A 15,057-nucleotide genomic window follows, 5' to 3' on the forward strand; every position below is an offset into this window, starting at 1 on the left:
CACAAAAAAGGTGAACGATTATGCCAATTTACAATGCTCCTTTAGCTGATATGAAATTCATCTTAAATGATGTATTCAAAGCAGAACAATTTTGGCAGTCTAATGAGAAACTTGCTCATGTAGATGCTGCAACAGCTGAAGCAATTTTAGAAGAAATGGCTAAATTTGCTCAGAACGTGACTCATCCATTAAACCGTACCGGTGACGAAGAAGGTGCTCGCTATGAAAACGGCGAAGTATTCACACCAACTGGTTTTAAAGATGCATTTCGTCAATATGCAGAAGGTGGTTGGATTGGCTTAGGTGCCGATGAAGAATGGGGCGGTCAAGGCATGCCAAAAATGCTCACCGTTCTTTCTGATGAAATGTTATTCGCGACTAACCCATCATTTATGCTCTACCCGCTTCTTTCAGTGGGTGCAGGTATGGCTTTAAGCAGCTACGCATCTCAAGAGCAAAAAGAAACTTATTTACCTAAGATTTATTCAGGTGAATGGTCAGGCACCATGTGCTTAACCGAGCCACATGCCGGTACTGATTTAGGTATTATCAAAACTAAAGCAGAACGTAATGAAGACGGTACTTACAACATCACAGGTACTAAAATCTTTATCACCGGCGGTGACCATGATTTAGCAGAAAACATTATTCACTTGGTACTTGCTAAAACTCCAGATGCCCCTGCGGGTTCACGTGGTATCTCGCTATTTATCGTACCGAAATACCTTGTAAATGAAGATGGTTCTTTAGGTGACCGTAACCATGTTGGCCCAGGTTCTATTGAACATAAAATGGGTATTAAAGCATCTGCAACTTGTGTAATGAACTTTGATGGAGCAAAAGGTTACCTCGTTGGTAAAGAGAACGAAGGTCTTGCTGCCATGTTTGTCATGATGAACTACGAACGTTTATCAATGGGTATTCAAGGTTTAGGTGCTTCTGAATTTGCTTATCAAAATGCTGCTCAATACGCGACTGACCGTTTACAAGGTCGTAGTGCAGCTGGTGTTCAATCACCAAACAAGCCTGCTGACAGCATTTTAGTCCATGGTGATGTACGTCGTATGTTGTTAAACGTACGTGCAAACAATGAAGCATCTCGTGCTTTTGCAGTCTATGTAGGCCAACAACTCGATATCACTAAATTCTCGACTGATGCAGCAGCAGTGAAAAAAGCCAATGACCGCGTTGCGCTTTTAACTCCAATTGCAAAAGCTTACCTCACAGATACAGCATTCCAAGCAACTTTAGATGCTCAGATGGTGTTCGGTGGTCACGGTTATATTCGTGAATGGGGCATGGAGCAATGTATTCGTGATCTTCGTATCGCTCAAATCTACGAAGGAACTAACGGCGTTCAATCTCAAGATTTAATTGGTCGTAAAACCATTAAATGTGGCGGTGCGTTCATTGCTGAATACATCACTGAAATTCGTGACTTTGCAAATGACTTAGATACCGATTTGAACTTCATTAAAGATGCAACTTTAGATGCTGCAACTGAAATCGAAGCAATCACTCAGTTTATTATTGAGCAAGCTGCTGAAAATGTAGAGTTCCCGAACTCGGCTGCGGTTGATTATTTACATGCAGTGGGTCTACTCAGCTTCGCGTATATGTTTGCAAAAATTTCAGCAGCAGCAAAAGATAAGTCTGGTGATTTCTACCAAAACAAACTTGCTTTAGCTCAATACTTTGTTGAACGTATCTTGCCTGATATTGATGCGCGTATTGCAAAAATTAAAGCAGGTTCTAACTTAATTATGGGCTTTAGTGAAGATTACTTTACCAATCAAGCTTAATTAATCTTTTCATAAAAAACGTCTGAATAATCAGGCGTTTTTTGTTTCCAACAATAAAAAGTAGAATACCTTTTAAGTTTTTAATTTCTCGACCAAGAAATCGGCAGTAATATTTACACTAGGCAATAACCCTCGCCTTGTTAACATAAGCAAACTGGTCGTTACATTACCAGCAGACCAATCTGGCAGAATATTCATTAAGCTCCCATTTGCTAATTCATTAATACAAAAAGTTTCAGGTAAAAGCGTAATACCGATTCCTCTTTTTGCAGCTCCCTTCAAGATTTCCGACTCATTCGCCACAAAGCGAACATTTGGCCTTACGACTTCTTTCTGACCATGTATATTTTGAAAATGCCATGGATTCATTTGTAAGTCAGGCCATAAACCTTCATGTTTGAGCAAATCTATTGGGGTATGAATAGGAGCGGCATTCATTAAGTATGTAGGCGCTGCAACAGCAATAATTTTATCGTGTTTAAGTACACGTTGAATTAATCCAGAATCCGGCAATGGTTGAAAATGGCTACGGATCACGATATCAAAGTTTTCACTCATGACATCAACATAACGATCCGTTACTTCTATTTGTAATAATAACTTAGGATAACGTTCTGCAAGTTCAGGCAAACACTCAGATAAAAGATATTGTGCAATCGGTACAGAAGCACTCAACCTGACTACACCACTTGGCTCTTGTTGTTGTATTAATAAATTTTCTTCTGCGTAACGAAATTCATCGACCGCATTTTTGGCATGTTGATAAAACAGTTTTCCTGCTTCACTTAAGACAAAACTACGTGAACTACGATGAATTAAGGTTAAGCCTAGCTTATTTTCTAATATTGCAACACGCTTACTAATCGTTGATTTAGGTAAATTAAGCTGTTTAGCTGCGGCAGAAAATCCTTGATGCTCTACAGCAACGACAAAAAGATAAACATCATTCAAGTTTTGTCTAAGTCGCATTTTTCAATGTCCATATATGTAGACAATAAGTTTCATAATACCTGACTACTAGAAACTTTTCTGCCGACTTAAGATGATTTTACACATCACAAAAGAGTAATCATCATGTCAACTTTCACTTTATTTTATGGCGTCCCTTCTGGTTGTTCATTTGGCTCTATTGTTGCGTTGGAATGGTCAGGTTTGCCCTATCAACTTTGTAGAATCGAGATGCCAGCTCAATGCAACACCGAGGAATACCGCCGAATTAATCCAATGGGTGAAACGCCTGCTCTGCTCTACGACAATAGCAAAGTTTTAACGGAAAGCATGGCGATCTTGAACCATATCATGGCAAAAAGCTTGAATGCGGCTTTTCACTATGAACAAGGAACAGAACAATTTAATATGTTTAATCAGAAACTAGCTTTTTTGAATACGACTTTATTCAATGCATTTAGCCCACTCTGGTATAGCCTTGAACATTCTTCATCAGAAGGTAGTAAACAAGTATTGCGTGAATATGGAGCAGCCCAAGTTAAAAAAGCATTTACAGCTTTAGAAAATAGCCTGATAAATCAAACTTGGCTAATGGGCGATCAATTATCTTTTGTGGATGGCTACTACGCTGGTATCGCACGCTGGTTAAAATATCATGATGTTATTGATATTGATCAATTTCCAAACTGTAAACGTCTTTATGAACAATTACAAAATGAACCAGCCGTAAAATTCGCACATGCAATTGAGCAAGAACAGCCTCCTGAGAGTATCGGTCATTTTTTAGGTCATGTTTCACTTAATGAAGTGATTCAACAATATACAAATTTGAAATAGGCTTTCCGTTTTATAGTGAAAATAACCTTAACACCCGAGTTGAATTAAAACTTAGTAAAGACGCCTGAAAAATCAGGCGTTTTTTTTATTTTGTTTTTACTATTTCAATTGGCATAAAATTTGTTTAATTTCTAAACATTCCTAAGTAAATAAAAGACTTTACTATGCCTGATCCCAAAAAATATGAGCGCATTCTGGACCGATTTGGTCATTATGCCGTTGAAGCTTTTCATTATTCAGCCTTGTTTATTATCGGGTGTATGGTGGCATGGTCCGCAGCCAATACAGTTTTTGAAATTCTGACCGTCAAGAAGTATGCTTCAATTGATGATATTTTATTATTATTTATCTACTTAGAACTTGGAGCAATGGTTGGAATTTACTTTAAAACCAATCATATGCCTGTGCGATTTCTGATTTATGTCGCAATTACGGCCTTAACCCGTCTACTCATTTCAGATATTCAACATGACCACAAAGCAGATATCGATCAAGTCATTATTACTGGCTCAATTTTGATTTTAGCCTTATCTATTCTAGTCGTTCGTTTTGCATCTTGGAATTATCCTTCAGTGATGAAAGAGAAACATGCAAAAGCCTCAAACAATTTGAAAACTCCTCAACCACAAGATGACGAGTTAGCATAAAAAAGGCCTCAATATTGAGGCCTTTTTTATTTTACATTTAACGAACTCGGTAAATATTGTGTCTCGAGTCTACTAATAAGTATTGGTTAGGGGTTTTAACCCAGTGGTATCCACGTGGTGGCGCATATAAACGGTGTGCTCGCCAGTCCGAAACATAATAGCGGCTATGGCGATACTGAGTAGGAATACGTTCACCACGTTTAAAAGCAACATAGTTACCATAATGCTTGCCACGATCAGAATTCGACCAAGCTGGTGCTCGATGATCATTACGATAATCATGACGGCGATCATCACGATGCTCATATCGATCATGGTTTTTACCATGTTTATTATCCCAACGATGACCTGAATCGGCCATCGCGGTAGCTGATATACCTAACATTAATGTCGAAAGTACAAGAACGATTGGCTTTTTCATGGCCTATTTCCTTTTAATCTTGATATGAAGCTAGATTAGAAGAGACTCAAGGAGAAACCATGAATAAAACAGCTTTGATTGCTAAACTTTGTAATGACTATAAAGAAAATATGAAGAATCTGTATCTGTGCTACCATTAGCATTTTTCAAACTAGGTCAATTGCTGTGTCTGAAATCAGTTTTGAGCGTCTTCATCAATTTTTTTGTAAAGTTCCAAGTGTACAAGAAGCCCGAATTATGGCTCATGGAGCAGATGGCGAACATGCTTGGTGGTTTAAGTTCAGTATTGACGTAGAGCATGCCCTTGCATGGCAAACAGTACAAGAGCTTGGTCATGTTTTAAATTATTTATCGACGAATGAACGCCTACCCACATTATTCTTCCCTGTTTCACCACCACCTTACATGAACGGTGAAGCCAAAGATTTTTTATCATGGATTATTCAATGTAATCATCCTGAATTTTCTCCTGATGTGGTCTGTGATTGGCTTGAAGCTCGTTTGCCAAATCCTGTAGATGATGAATCACAGTGGAAAATTAAGACTGATTTGAGTGAAATCGAAAAACTTGATGATAAAGCGTTGGATCAATTGATTCCGCCAGCGCCTTAAAATCATATTATTTACTTTTATTCTTCTTATTGCACAGTCGTTACTTACAGTGATGTTCTAATTTCTTTTGTATAAGCTAGTGTCTCACTTTTGAAAGGTCAAAAGTGACAAAAACCTTTGTTTCACTGATGTTGCTTCCCTGCAACACAGTGAAACGGCGACATCCTTGTCGCCAATCACCTTGCCAGTTTTTGGAAAACTCCAAAGATGGTCATTAGAAAGTCGACAACCCTGACCATTCCATAAAACGATAAATCCAATACTTCACTTTAGACTCATCTGCATACTTCGCATAATCTACGCTCATCTGTCTATCTTTTAGGTTTGACCACGAGGTATTGAAGTAATCTTGCGCATCTTTAAAAACTTGATCTTGAACTTTGCCAATGACCAACATATCCGTTTCAAGGTTATAATTTTTTAAATTACGGGCCGTAAAATTGGCCGATCCTACAATCAACTCTGCTTGTTGGCCATTATATTTCAAAATCATTTTGCTATGGTTTTGCTCACCATGGGTATCACACCAACGGATTGGAATGCCGGCAGCATGTAACTCTGAAGCTACCTGACGGTTAGGAATACCATTCTTTTGTCGACCAAACGCATCTTTATTTGGGTCAAGCAAAACTCGGACAATAACCCCTCTCTCTTGAGCATTTTTTAGTGCTTGAATAATTTTACGTTCAGACAAATAGAACATACTTAAATCAAGGTGCTCTTTCGGCTTCGCTGAATTAATCAATTTCAATACAGATTGATAAATCGCCCCTTCAGTTAACACCTGAACTTGAGGTTTGGTTACATCTTTTTCAAAGTCACCTAAAATGAGTGATGGAGAGCTACTGCCTGACATTTGCGCAACAGCAGCTTCAGTTTGGAGAACATCAGCAGCTGTTGCCCCTGTTACAACCAACGCGACATTAGAATGTCTAGAACTGCCATCGTGTGGATTTGCTGAGGTTACCAATGACTTCCAACCAGCATCGGTATCGACCACAACAGTCTTACGGTGATTGGCCTTAAAATTAAATAAGTTTAGATAGCTGCGCAGTGTAATTTTTTCATCACCGAAGGGATTTGGTAACCAGCCCTTTTCAGGATTATTGCCAATATTTTGACAGCAGATGTACCAGAAGCCAGACCAAAACGGGTTAGAAGCACGCAAAGGGGTTAAATTGGTTTCAATCACATCGACACCTGCCTGACGTAACTGACGGTAGTGTTCAGGGCTGATACCACCGTATACCGAGTTAATCGGGTCGGTAATCATAACGATCTGAATTTGGCGGTTCTGTCTTTTCTTACTCACTAATGCATCGGTTAACTCTTGCATTAACGGTCTTTGCTTGAGTTTTGAGTCACCCACTTCAGAATTAAACAAGAACATATCCACCACAATCGTGGTTTTCGCCTCATCAATCATTTTCAAGATTTCATCAAAGATGTGCTGATCAACCTGTTGCTGTCCTTTAGCATCCAGGTAGGTTTTGTCAGCTAAAAATTTGACATCGGCATGTCTAAGCTTGCCACTAAAGTTAATCCCTTGTGGTAATGGTTTTACTGTGTGGTAAATCGCCGATGCAAGATATGCAATAGCAACAACGCAAAGTAATACCGCCATATAACGACGCCCTGACCAATTTATTTTTTGATGAATTCGTTGAAAAATACGCATAAAAAAGACCTAACTTGATGGTTTCAAATTAGGTCTTTTGGATTGATTTTTCAAGTTTAGTTTCGTGTTAAAGCCTTAAAAACTAAAATCAACACCTACTGTAAAATTGCGTCCAACTTGTGGAATATTTGATAAGAACGATGCATGTTGATAAACCGTGTCATCTAACAGGTTATTCGCTTTCATATAAACACGGTAATCTGTTTTTGCACCATATTGTCCAGAATATGCCACACCTAGATTAAGCATGTTATAGCCATCAGTTTCGGTCTCGTAAGCTGCGATCTTATCTTGATTAAAGACATGGTAATACTCGGCAGAACCACTAAATCCATCGCCAAAATCTGCATCAACTTTAGTACCTAAACGTCCCGCTGGAATACGTGGAGCGTTCCCTTCTGCATCAATTTTGCCGCGTACATAGTCACCAAAAGCACTGATCTTGTACATTGGAGTAATTTGATAGCCAATTTCACCCTCAGCACCATAGAAACGTGCTTTATCTTGAGTATATTGAACTAAACGGAAGTCTTTATAACGGTCAAGGGTTTGTGCATAGATGTAGTCATCAAACCAGTTATGGTAAACATGCAGATGATAATCAAGTTTGTCATTATCAAAATGTAAACCTAATTCAACATTATTCGATTTTTCCTTACTGAGTTGATCATTCCCCAACTCATAAGTATTCGTCGCAAAATGTCCACCATTTGCATATAACTCTTGAGCTAAAGGTAAACGCTCTTGATGTGATGCCACAAAAGAAAGTTTATAGTTTGGTGCAAACTCCCAATTCGCAGCACCTGCGTAAGAAAATGCCGAACCATCAAAATCTTGTTTAGAGTTATCGTCTACATCAATCTCTTGCTGATCTGCACGTGCAGAAAGCTCAAAATGTACGTCTTTCCATTGTTTATGTTCTAAAGCAAATATGCTCCACTTTTTGGTAGTGGTCGGAGCCATAAAAGCTTCTTCACCAGTTAAATCTAATTTTTGTTGGCCTAGCTGTGCTCCGATCACCCCTTCCCAACTTGCAATCGGGTTATGTACTAACTCAATACGACCATCATAGCCTTTGTTTTGGAATCGGGTCGCAATTATTCCTTCTTCAATTTCGTCGTGCTGATAGTCAGTATAGCTCGCTTGTGCACGTAACTTTTGGAAGCCGGCGAATGGATCATTTAACTCGGTTTTAAAATCATAACGCTCAGATTTTAAATCAATCCATGGGCCGCCATGTTCGTGCTCATGTTCTTCATGCTCATGATCGTGACCTTCTTCACCCTCTTCATGTTCATGGTCTCCACAATGCAAATGCGGTCTTCCACCTAGATGAGCACTACAACTTTCGTATTCATGGCTATGCCCTGGTAAGCCATATTGGTCTCTGCGATTGCTATAAGAAATACCCGTATAACCACGGTCATAAATCCAAGACAAACCAACGTTAACTGAATCACCCTTAGCAAAAGTATTGTCTACACGGCGCTCTTTTTCACCTTCATGAATATAATTTGGTGCAATATAATTATTCGCATCACGAGTTAACCCCTCAACACGTAAAGCAACTTGGCTGCCCAAGCCAACAGTTACGCCAGCACTCGCTAGTTTTTCATCACTTCCAGTGTTGTAACGTAAGCCAATTTGTCCTTCATAACCGTTTTCAGGCATTTGCGTAGGGATCTTGTTATCAATGACGTTAACTAAACCACCGACAGTCCCCGCACCAAACAGTAAAGTTGAAGGCCCCCGAATTACTTCGACTTGTTTTGCAAGCACAGGATCTACTGTTACGGCATGGTCAGGAGACAACGTCGAGACATCAATATTTTCTGATGAATTTTGGAGTACTTTAACGCGTGGTCCATCTTGTCCACGGATGACTGGACGACTCGAACCAGCCCCAAACTGATTGGCGTAAATTCCGACTTCACTACTCAGTGCATCCCCAATGGTAGCAGCGCCTTGCGTCAAATGCTTTTGATCAACCACAGTATCTGCCACAGCAAAATCTTGTGAAGTTTGCTCAAGTGGATGAGCCTTAATTCGAATAGTTTCTAACTTTTCAACATTTTCACTTTCTGCTGCAAATACAGGTACCGATATTGCAGCTAAAATGGATAGGGTCAAAATATTTTTATAGAACAACATGAGGTGATTCTCTGATCGCTACGCCTTTTGTTTTGTTATATTATAACATTTCAGTTGTTTTGCAATAAAAAACATTTCTAATCAGATGATTCGTTAGACTGCCACTTAAATGATGTGAGTAATTTCTGATTTCTAATGCCTTTTACCATCTCTCATGCCGTTATAGCACCACCTCTTTCCAAGCTTAGCCAAAACACTTTACCAGTTGCAGCTTTAGCAATTGGCAGTATGACACCCGATCTTTACCGCTTATTTACGATGCAATCAGGTATGTTGACTCATCAATGGAAGGGACTTTTCTACCCAAACCTTGCATTAGGGTTATTATTCTGTGCAATTTGGTATTTACTTTACCGGCCTGTAATTTATCGTTTTTTCGGCATTCAACATGATCTTGGCCTCAACTCTTTAAAAGGTATTTTTTTATTTTTTATTGGAACATTACTCGCACTTATTTTAGGAATTGCGACACATTTAATCTGGGATGGTCTAACACACTCGGACTTTCGGACTTTTATATTTAAAGATGTATTAGCAACCACAGTTCATATTTTTGGCCACCCTTATCCCTTACATCGTCTTTTACAGTTAGGCTCCTCTGCTCTTGCTTTACCTTTTATTGCTTGGATGTGTATTCACTATTATCAGCGCTATAAACAACACTGGAAAGTAAACTATAAAATTAAAATTTTTGCATGGTGTCTGTTAATTCTATCTACAATGCTAGGCCTATTTTCTTTTTGGGATTATGCCCGCTATATTCCTCATGAAGTTTGGCATGCCAATACCTATTATTTCACGGGCCGCTCTATTAATGAATTTATACAAGGCTGGCTAAGTAGCTTTAGCTTAGGATGCTTACTATTCTTGGTTTTAGATCGGCAAAAAAGAATGGGATGAATAACTAAAAGTGCTGCCAAATTGCTCATTTTCGGGTTAATTTCTGCGGTTTTTTGATCTAGTTCTTGTGACAAACCATCCAACAAGGCATAATCGAAAACTTACTTTTTTGACGGTGCGCGGTTTACGCATCCGTCCTTTCAGCCAATATAGTTTGGATAATCTTCATCATGATGCGAACTCATTACTGTGGCTCTTTAACTGAAGCCCAAATCGACCAGACCGTTACACTATGCGGTTGGGTACATCGTCGCCGTGACCATGGCGGTGTTATTTTCCTTGATATGCGTGACCGTGATGGTCTCGTTCAAGTGGTTATTGACCCAGATACTCCAGAAGCATTTGCAACAGCAGATAAAGCACGTTCTGAATATGTATTAAAAATTACAGGTCGTGTTCGTCGCCGTTATGAAGGTACTGAAAACCAAAATATGGTGAGTGGTCAAATCGAAGTTTTAGGCAAAGAAATCGAAGTTCTTGCTGCTTCTGAAACTCCGCCATTCCCGTTAAATGATGACACGATTAACGTGTCAGAAGAACACCGTTTAAAATATCGTTTCTTGGACATCCGTCGTCCAGAAATGTTAGATCGCTTACGTTTCCGTTCTAAAGTAACTAACTTGATCCGTAATTATTTAGACGATCACGGTTTCTTAGACGTTGAAACTCCGATTTTAACTCGTGCAACTCCTGAAGGCGCACGTGACTATTTAGTACCAAGTCGTGTACAAAATGGTAGCTTCTACGCACTTCCACAATCACCACAATTGTTTAAACAATTGTTGATGGTGGGTGGTATTGATCGTTACTACCAAATCGCGAAATGTTTCCGTGATGAAGACTTGCGTGCTGACCGTCAGCCAGAATTTACTCAAATCGACATTGAAACATCGTTCTTAAATGACGATGAAATTATGGATTTGATGGAAGGCATGACTGTTAAATTATTTAACGACTTGCTTGGCGTAAAATTTGAAAAATTCCGCCGTATGCCATATAGCGAAGCAATGCGTGACTATGCATCTGACAAACCAGATTTGCGTATTCCGTTGAAACTCGTTGACGTTGCAGACTTAATGCAAGAAGTAGAGTTCAAAGTATTCGCTGGTCCTGCAAAAGATCCTAAAGGTCGTATTGTTGCCTTACGTGTTCCAGGTGCAGCATCATTGCCACGTAGTGCAATCGATGAATACACCAAATTCGTTGGCATCTATGGTGCAAAAGGTTTGGCTTACATTAAAGTTAATGAACTTGCTAAAGGAATTGAAGGTCTTCAATCTCCAATCGTTAAATTCATTGAACCGATTGTACTTGAACTGTTGGAACGTGTTGGCGCACAAGATGGCGATATCGTATTCTTCGGTGCGGATAAAGCTAAAGTCGTAAATGATGCAATGGGCGCGCTTCGTGTCAAGATTGGTCACGACTTGAATCTTTCAACTTGTGAGTGGGCTCCACTTTGGGTTGTTGATTTCCCAATGTTTGAAGAAACTGACGATGGTAAATGGACTTCTGTTCATCATCCATTCACGCTGCCTAAATCTAGCGTAGAAGATGTGAAGAGCAATCCAGGTGAAGCACTTTCTGTTGCTTACGACATGGTATTGAACGGTACTGAAGTTGGTGGTGGTTCACTTCGTATTTACACATTAGAAATGCAAAAAGCGATTTTTGAAGCGCTTGGTATTTCTGATGAAGAAGCAGAAGAGAAATTCAGCTTCTTACTTAATGCACTTCGTTATGGCGCTCCTCCTCACGGTGGTTTGGCATTCGGTCTTGACCGTTTAGTTATGCTTATGACTGGCGCGACTTCAATTCGTGACGTTATTGCATTCCCGAAAACTAAGACTGCTGAATGTCCACTTACTCAAGCACCTGCTCCTGTTGAAGCAAATCAGCTTCGTGACTTGGGCATCCGCTTACGTGAAAAGCCAAAAGCTGAAGAATCTAAATAATTTTTTTAGATTTTCAAATTAAAAAACCCTGCTTATGCAGGGTTTTTTATTAGACAGTATTAAACAAACATTCAATTTTCATAAGCTATGCTTTGCGAAAAAGCACGTCAGTGGCATAATAGGCTGCTTTTAATTAAGAGGTCAGCTTTATGGCTATGCGCCCTGATGTACGTCGACATGCTCTAGTGGTGATTGTATTCTCCCTCGCACAATGGTTTTTCATGCGCTATATTCTTGCAAATGAATTATTTAACATGACTACAAATCAACGAATTTTATTTTTCTGTGTAAGTAGCTTAGTTGGTGCATTACTCATTTTTGTTTCATTGATTTACATGGTTTTAAAAGGAAATGCGGATAAATAAAAAGAAATTTTTGTTTATCATTTGAGGTTGTTATGGGTTTACGAAAATCTACAAGAAAAATGTTTTTCCTTTTAAGATTTCATCTTAGATTTTATACTGATAAGCGTATTAAAAATATTGAACCTAACAACCTAGCAAATCAAATTATCCTTCATCCTAAATCTGAAGATGAAATTAATATTCCAAAAATTATATGGATATATTGGGATTCTAAAAAACCTGAACTCGTAGAGCGCTGTCTAGAATGTATTAAAATTTTGAATCAAGAATATACGATTCATATTTTAGATAACAACAATATAAATGATTTCTGTGAAATTGACTTTTCGCAATTTGATGGCCTCACTCCTCAATTAAAATCTGATCTACTACGCTTATCTCTATTATATAAATATGGAGGTATATGGGTGGATGCAAGTGTAATTCTTTATAGTAGTTTGGACTGGATTATTGATCTATGTAATAACAATAAAACCAAAGCATTTGGATATTATAGAGACTCTAATACAACTGTAAGACAGTACCCAGTCATTGAAAGTTGGCTTTTAGCCTCAGAAAGAAATAATATTTTCTTTAAAGAATGGTTAGATGAGCTAATTTATGCAGTTAGATCAGGAGTTAAAAACTACATCCTCGAGATAAAAAAATCTTGTCCAAACTATGATGAATATTTTCAAAATATTGGCCGACTTGAATATCTTGTTATTTATGTAGCTTGTCAAAAAGTTCTTAGAAAAACAGAGATGAGTATCACATTAATTAACTGTGATGAGAACGCTTTTATTTATCATAGGTTTAACAATAAATCTCACATCCACTTTATTGAGTCATTAGTATTAAACTATAGACCAGTAAATATGCCATATCTTATAAAACTAATTGGTTCAGATAGAAATTTATTAGAGCCATATATTAAATCAAACAAAGTTAAGAAAGATTCACTTCTTGATTTCTAAAGAGTATTAATATCTATACGTACCTATTTCTTTTTTAAATTTGTTATTAAAAAAAAGAAATAGTACAAAAAGAAATATATTAAAAATTAAAGTCATTTTAATATATTGAGAGAACTCAACAAAAAATGCAATAAATAAGCTTATTAATGATAGGATAAAAATAAGACTAACTCTTCTAGTGTACTGTTTAGAAATCTTGATGACTTCATTATTCTTTTCAATCACATTCCAGATTGAACCTAATCGATTACTATATAAGTCTTTATGATTATCGAATATTCGATTTAAAGCTATTTCTTTTGAAATTTTTTGACAATCAATTTGATCAGTTAAACTAGACTGATCGAATCTTTTTCTATAAAAATATAAATATTCAGGAATAACAAAATATTTTTCGTTCTGCTTCAATAAAGATATATATAAGTTCCAATCTTCACATACTTTAAGTTTTTCATCGTAACCTCCTATTCTTTTAAAATCAGCAGTCCGCATTAAAGCAATACATGGAAAAATAGCATTATGAAAAATGAAATCTTTCAAACTCATTATCTTATGACTAATCTTATTACTTGAGCGCTCAAACTCTTGAACATTTGTACATACAAATGCTAAATCAGGGTGGGTTAGTAATATATTTAAGCATTTTTCGATATAACTCGGTGCAATCTTGTCATCAGAGTCAATAAACATCAAATAATCACCACAGGCAATATTTGCTCCGAAGTTTCTAGCACTAGATACTCCTCCATTTTCTTTTTTTAAATATTTATATTTATCTTTATTTAAATAATCAGCTATATTTTCACATAGCTTATCACTATCGTTTGATCCGTCATCTACAATTATACACTCAAAATTTATATGGGTTTGTTCATCTATTGACTTAATAGTATCAAGAATAGTATTGGAGGCATTATAGGCTGGCACAATAATACTAACTAAAGCTTTCATATAAAATTCTCGATTCCCCAAAATACAATCAATAAAAATTAAAAATAGCGATTATAATATAATTTCGCTAAATTTTTTCTTAAACCATGACCATATTTACTTTTTTCTAAATCTTCAGTTCTAGCCCTCTCATTTTCTAATCGGCTTAATATTGGATCTTTTTCACCAATTTCAATTACTGGATGATCAATAATAAATGACATTAAAATATGAACGGTTGAGTCGAAATCAAACAGATAGCTCCAATCATCTGCTTTTCTTATTCTATGATGATATTTAAGTAATGTTTCTGCCATTTTTCTATCAACAATGTAAGCAAACGCATAACAAGCACGATGAAAAAAATCTGGGACCACTTCTAATACTTTTTTATTCAAAAAATTATAGTCTTTAAATTCACCTCTTGTTTTTAGGCACTCCTTCATTTGAATGCCACCTAAACTAAATAGCAAATTCGATGGTAAGGATACTTTTTCTAATTCTTGTTTTAATTTATTAATTGTTAAATCATCAGGCAATATCGCATCATCTTCAAAAATCAATGCATATTTATCTTCCGATTCAAGGAAAAGCTCTAAAGCCTTCAAATGAGATAAGGTACATCCCAGCTCACTCGGTGTTAAAGGCTGGGAACGGCCTTTTACAGCCATTTCAAAGTATTGCTTTACAGGTAAATCTACCCCTTTAATTCCTACTTTCGTTATAGGTAAATTTCCTTGTTCAAAAAAGTTTTGATTGAGGAATTTACTTAAACGAGGTGATTTTTCATCTTCGATAGTTACAACATAAATCTTCATTAAGCTATTCCCCTTTTAAACAGCGAGTATCATATCT

14 protein-coding genes are annotated in these 15,057 nt (G+C 37.2%); 8 read left to right on the plus strand and 6 right to left on the minus strand.

Translation table 11 applies throughout. The annotated features are described in order from the left end of the window. Positions 1-20 precede the first annotated feature (20 nt). Positions 21-1,802, plus strand: a complete 1,782-nt coding sequence (locus tag AWW73_RS15670; RefSeq protein ID WP_016143467.1) for an acyl-CoA dehydrogenase C-terminal domain-containing protein — start codon at positions 21-23, stop codon at positions 1,800-1,802. 72 nt (positions 1,803-1,874) lie between these two features. On the opposite strand, the gene AWW73_RS15675 is transcribed toward AWW73_RS15670, so the two are convergent. After that, entirely contained in the window at positions 1,875-2,753 is an 879-nt protein-coding gene (locus tag AWW73_RS15675) for a LysR substrate-binding domain-containing protein (protein WP_081409667.1), read from the minus strand. Positions 2,754-2,876: 123 nt separating this feature from the next. On the opposite strand from AWW73_RS15675, the gene AWW73_RS15680 reads away from it, so the two are divergent. Continuing rightward, positions 2,877-3,587: a glutathione S-transferase family protein gene (locus AWW73_RS15680; RefSeq protein ID WP_062850116.1), complete on the plus strand. Its 711-nt coding sequence runs from the start codon at positions 2,877-2,879 to the stop codon at positions 3,585-3,587. Positions 3,588-3,751: 164 nt separating this feature from the next. Next, positions 3,752-4,234: a phosphate-starvation-inducible protein PsiE gene (locus AWW73_RS15685; RefSeq protein ID WP_016143470.1), complete on the plus strand. Its 483-nt coding sequence runs from the start codon at positions 3,752-3,754 to the stop codon at positions 4,232-4,234. A gap of 37 nt (positions 4,235-4,271) precedes the next feature. Here the strand turns inward: AWW73_RS15685 and AWW73_RS15690 are convergent, their stop codons facing one another. Further along, positions 4,272-4,655: an RcnB family protein gene (locus AWW73_RS15690; RefSeq protein WP_057106964.1), complete on the minus strand. Its 384-nt coding sequence runs from the start codon at positions 4,653-4,655 to the stop codon at positions 4,272-4,274. Positions 4,656-4,820: 165 nt separating this feature from the next. On the opposite strand from AWW73_RS15690, the gene AWW73_RS15695 reads away from it, so the two are divergent. After that, positions 4,821-5,267, plus strand: coding sequence for a hypothetical protein (locus tag AWW73_RS15695; protein ID WP_002116392.1), 447 nt, complete (start codon positions 4,821-4,823; stop codon positions 5,265-5,267). Between the two features lie 214 nt (positions 5,268-5,481). Here the strand turns inward: AWW73_RS15695 and AWW73_RS15700 are convergent, their stop codons facing one another. Continuing rightward, on the minus strand, positions 5,482-6,945 hold the full coding sequence (locus AWW73_RS15700) for a phospholipase D family protein (protein ID WP_062850117.1): 1,464 nt from the start codon (positions 6,943-6,945) through the stop codon (positions 5,482-5,484). Between the two features lie 75 nt (positions 6,946-7,020). Then, positions 7,021-9,096 carry a zinc piracy TonB-dependent receptor ZnuD gene (gene znuD / locus AWW73_RS15705; protein ID WP_062850118.1) on the minus strand — a complete coding sequence of 692 codons (2,076 nt, stop codon included), beginning with the start codon at positions 9,094-9,096 and terminating at the stop codon, positions 7,021-7,023. Positions 9,097-9,231: 135 nt separating this feature from the next. Here znuD and AWW73_RS15710 point away from each other — a divergent pair, with 135 nt between their 5' ends. From AWW73_RS15710 to AWW73_RS15725, 4 genes are all read left to right on the plus strand, one after another. Then, on the plus strand, positions 9,232-9,996 hold the full coding sequence (locus tag AWW73_RS15710) for a DUF4184 family protein (protein ID WP_062850119.1): 765 nt from the start codon (positions 9,232-9,234) through the stop codon (positions 9,994-9,996). 170 nt (positions 9,997-10,166) lie between these two features. Then, entirely contained in the window at positions 10,167-11,951 is a 1,785-nt protein-coding gene (gene aspS, locus AWW73_RS15715) for an aspartate--tRNA ligase (RefSeq protein ID WP_005064200.1), read from the plus strand. A 149-nt stretch (positions 11,952-12,100) separates the two neighbouring features. Next, positions 12,101-12,316, plus strand: coding sequence for a hypothetical protein (locus AWW73_RS15720; RefSeq protein WP_016143476.1), 216 nt, complete (start codon positions 12,101-12,103; stop codon positions 12,314-12,316). Between the two features lie 32 nt (positions 12,317-12,348). Continuing rightward, positions 12,349-13,272, plus strand: a complete 924-nt coding sequence (locus AWW73_RS15725; RefSeq protein ID WP_062850120.1) for a glycosyltransferase family 32 protein — start codon at positions 12,349-12,351, stop codon at positions 13,270-13,272. Positions 13,273-13,278: 6 nt separating this feature from the next. Here the strand turns inward: AWW73_RS15725 and AWW73_RS15730 are convergent, their stop codons facing one another. Together AWW73_RS15730 and AWW73_RS15735 are read right to left on the minus strand one after the other, a co-directional pair. Continuing rightward, on the minus strand, positions 13,279-14,223 hold the full coding sequence (locus AWW73_RS15730; RefSeq protein ID WP_062850121.1) for a glycosyltransferase family 2 protein: 945 nt from the start codon (positions 14,221-14,223) through the stop codon (positions 13,279-13,281). A gap of 38 nt (positions 14,224-14,261) precedes the next feature. Further along, a complete protein-coding gene (locus AWW73_RS15735; RefSeq protein WP_062850122.1) occupies positions 14,262-15,020 on the minus strand; it encodes a glycosyltransferase family 25 protein in 759 nt (252 codons plus the stop codon). Between the last annotated feature and the right edge of the window lie 37 nt (positions 15,021-15,057).

The organism is Acinetobacter lactucae (assembly GCF_001605885.1).
Lineage (GTDB): Bacteria > Pseudomonadota > Gammaproteobacteria > Pseudomonadales > Moraxellaceae > Acinetobacter > Acinetobacter lactucae.

Bases quoted from the DNA above. Each gene is read 5' to 3' on its own strand.
- AWW73_RS15700 (WP_062850117.1), bottom strand. From the start codon at position 6,945: ATGCGTATTTTTCAACGAATTCATCAAAAAATAAATTGGTCAGGGCGT.
- AWW73_RS15680 (WP_062850116.1), top strand. From the start codon at position 2,877: ATGTCAACTTTCACTTTATTTTATGGCGTCCCTTCTGGTTGTTCATTT.
- AWW73_RS15730 (WP_062850121.1), bottom strand. From the start codon at position 14,223: ATGAAAGCTTTAGTTAGTATTATTGTGCCAGCCTATAATGCCTCCAAT.
- znuD (WP_062850118.1), bottom strand. From the start codon at position 9,096: ATGTTGTTCTATAAAAATATTTTGACCCTATCCATTTTAGCTGCAATA.
- AWW73_RS15725 (WP_062850120.1), top strand. From the start codon at position 12,349: ATGGGTTTACGAAAATCTACAAGAAAAATGTTTTTCCTTTTAAGATTT.
- AWW73_RS15670 (WP_016143467.1), top strand. From the start codon at position 21: ATGCCAATTTACAATGCTCCTTTAGCTGATATGAAATTCATCTTAAAT.
- AWW73_RS15685 (WP_016143470.1), top strand. From the start codon at position 3,752: ATGCCTGATCCCAAAAAATATGAGCGCATTCTGGACCGATTTGGTCAT.
- AWW73_RS15720 (WP_016143476.1), top strand. From the start codon at position 12,101: ATGGCTATGCGCCCTGATGTACGTCGACATGCTCTAGTGGTGATTGTA.
- aspS (WP_005064200.1), top strand. From the start codon at position 10,167: ATGATGCGAACTCATTACTGTGGCTCTTTAACTGAAGCCCAAATCGAC.
- AWW73_RS15710 (WP_062850119.1), top strand. From the start codon at position 9,232: ATGCCTTTTACCATCTCTCATGCCGTTATAGCACCACCTCTTTCCAAG.
- AWW73_RS15690 (WP_057106964.1), bottom strand. From the start codon at position 4,655: ATGAAAAAGCCAATCGTTCTTGTACTTTCGACATTAATGTTAGGTATA.
- AWW73_RS15735 (WP_062850122.1), bottom strand. From the start codon at position 15,020: ATGAAGATTTATGTTGTAACTATCGAAGATGAAAAATCACCTCGTTTA.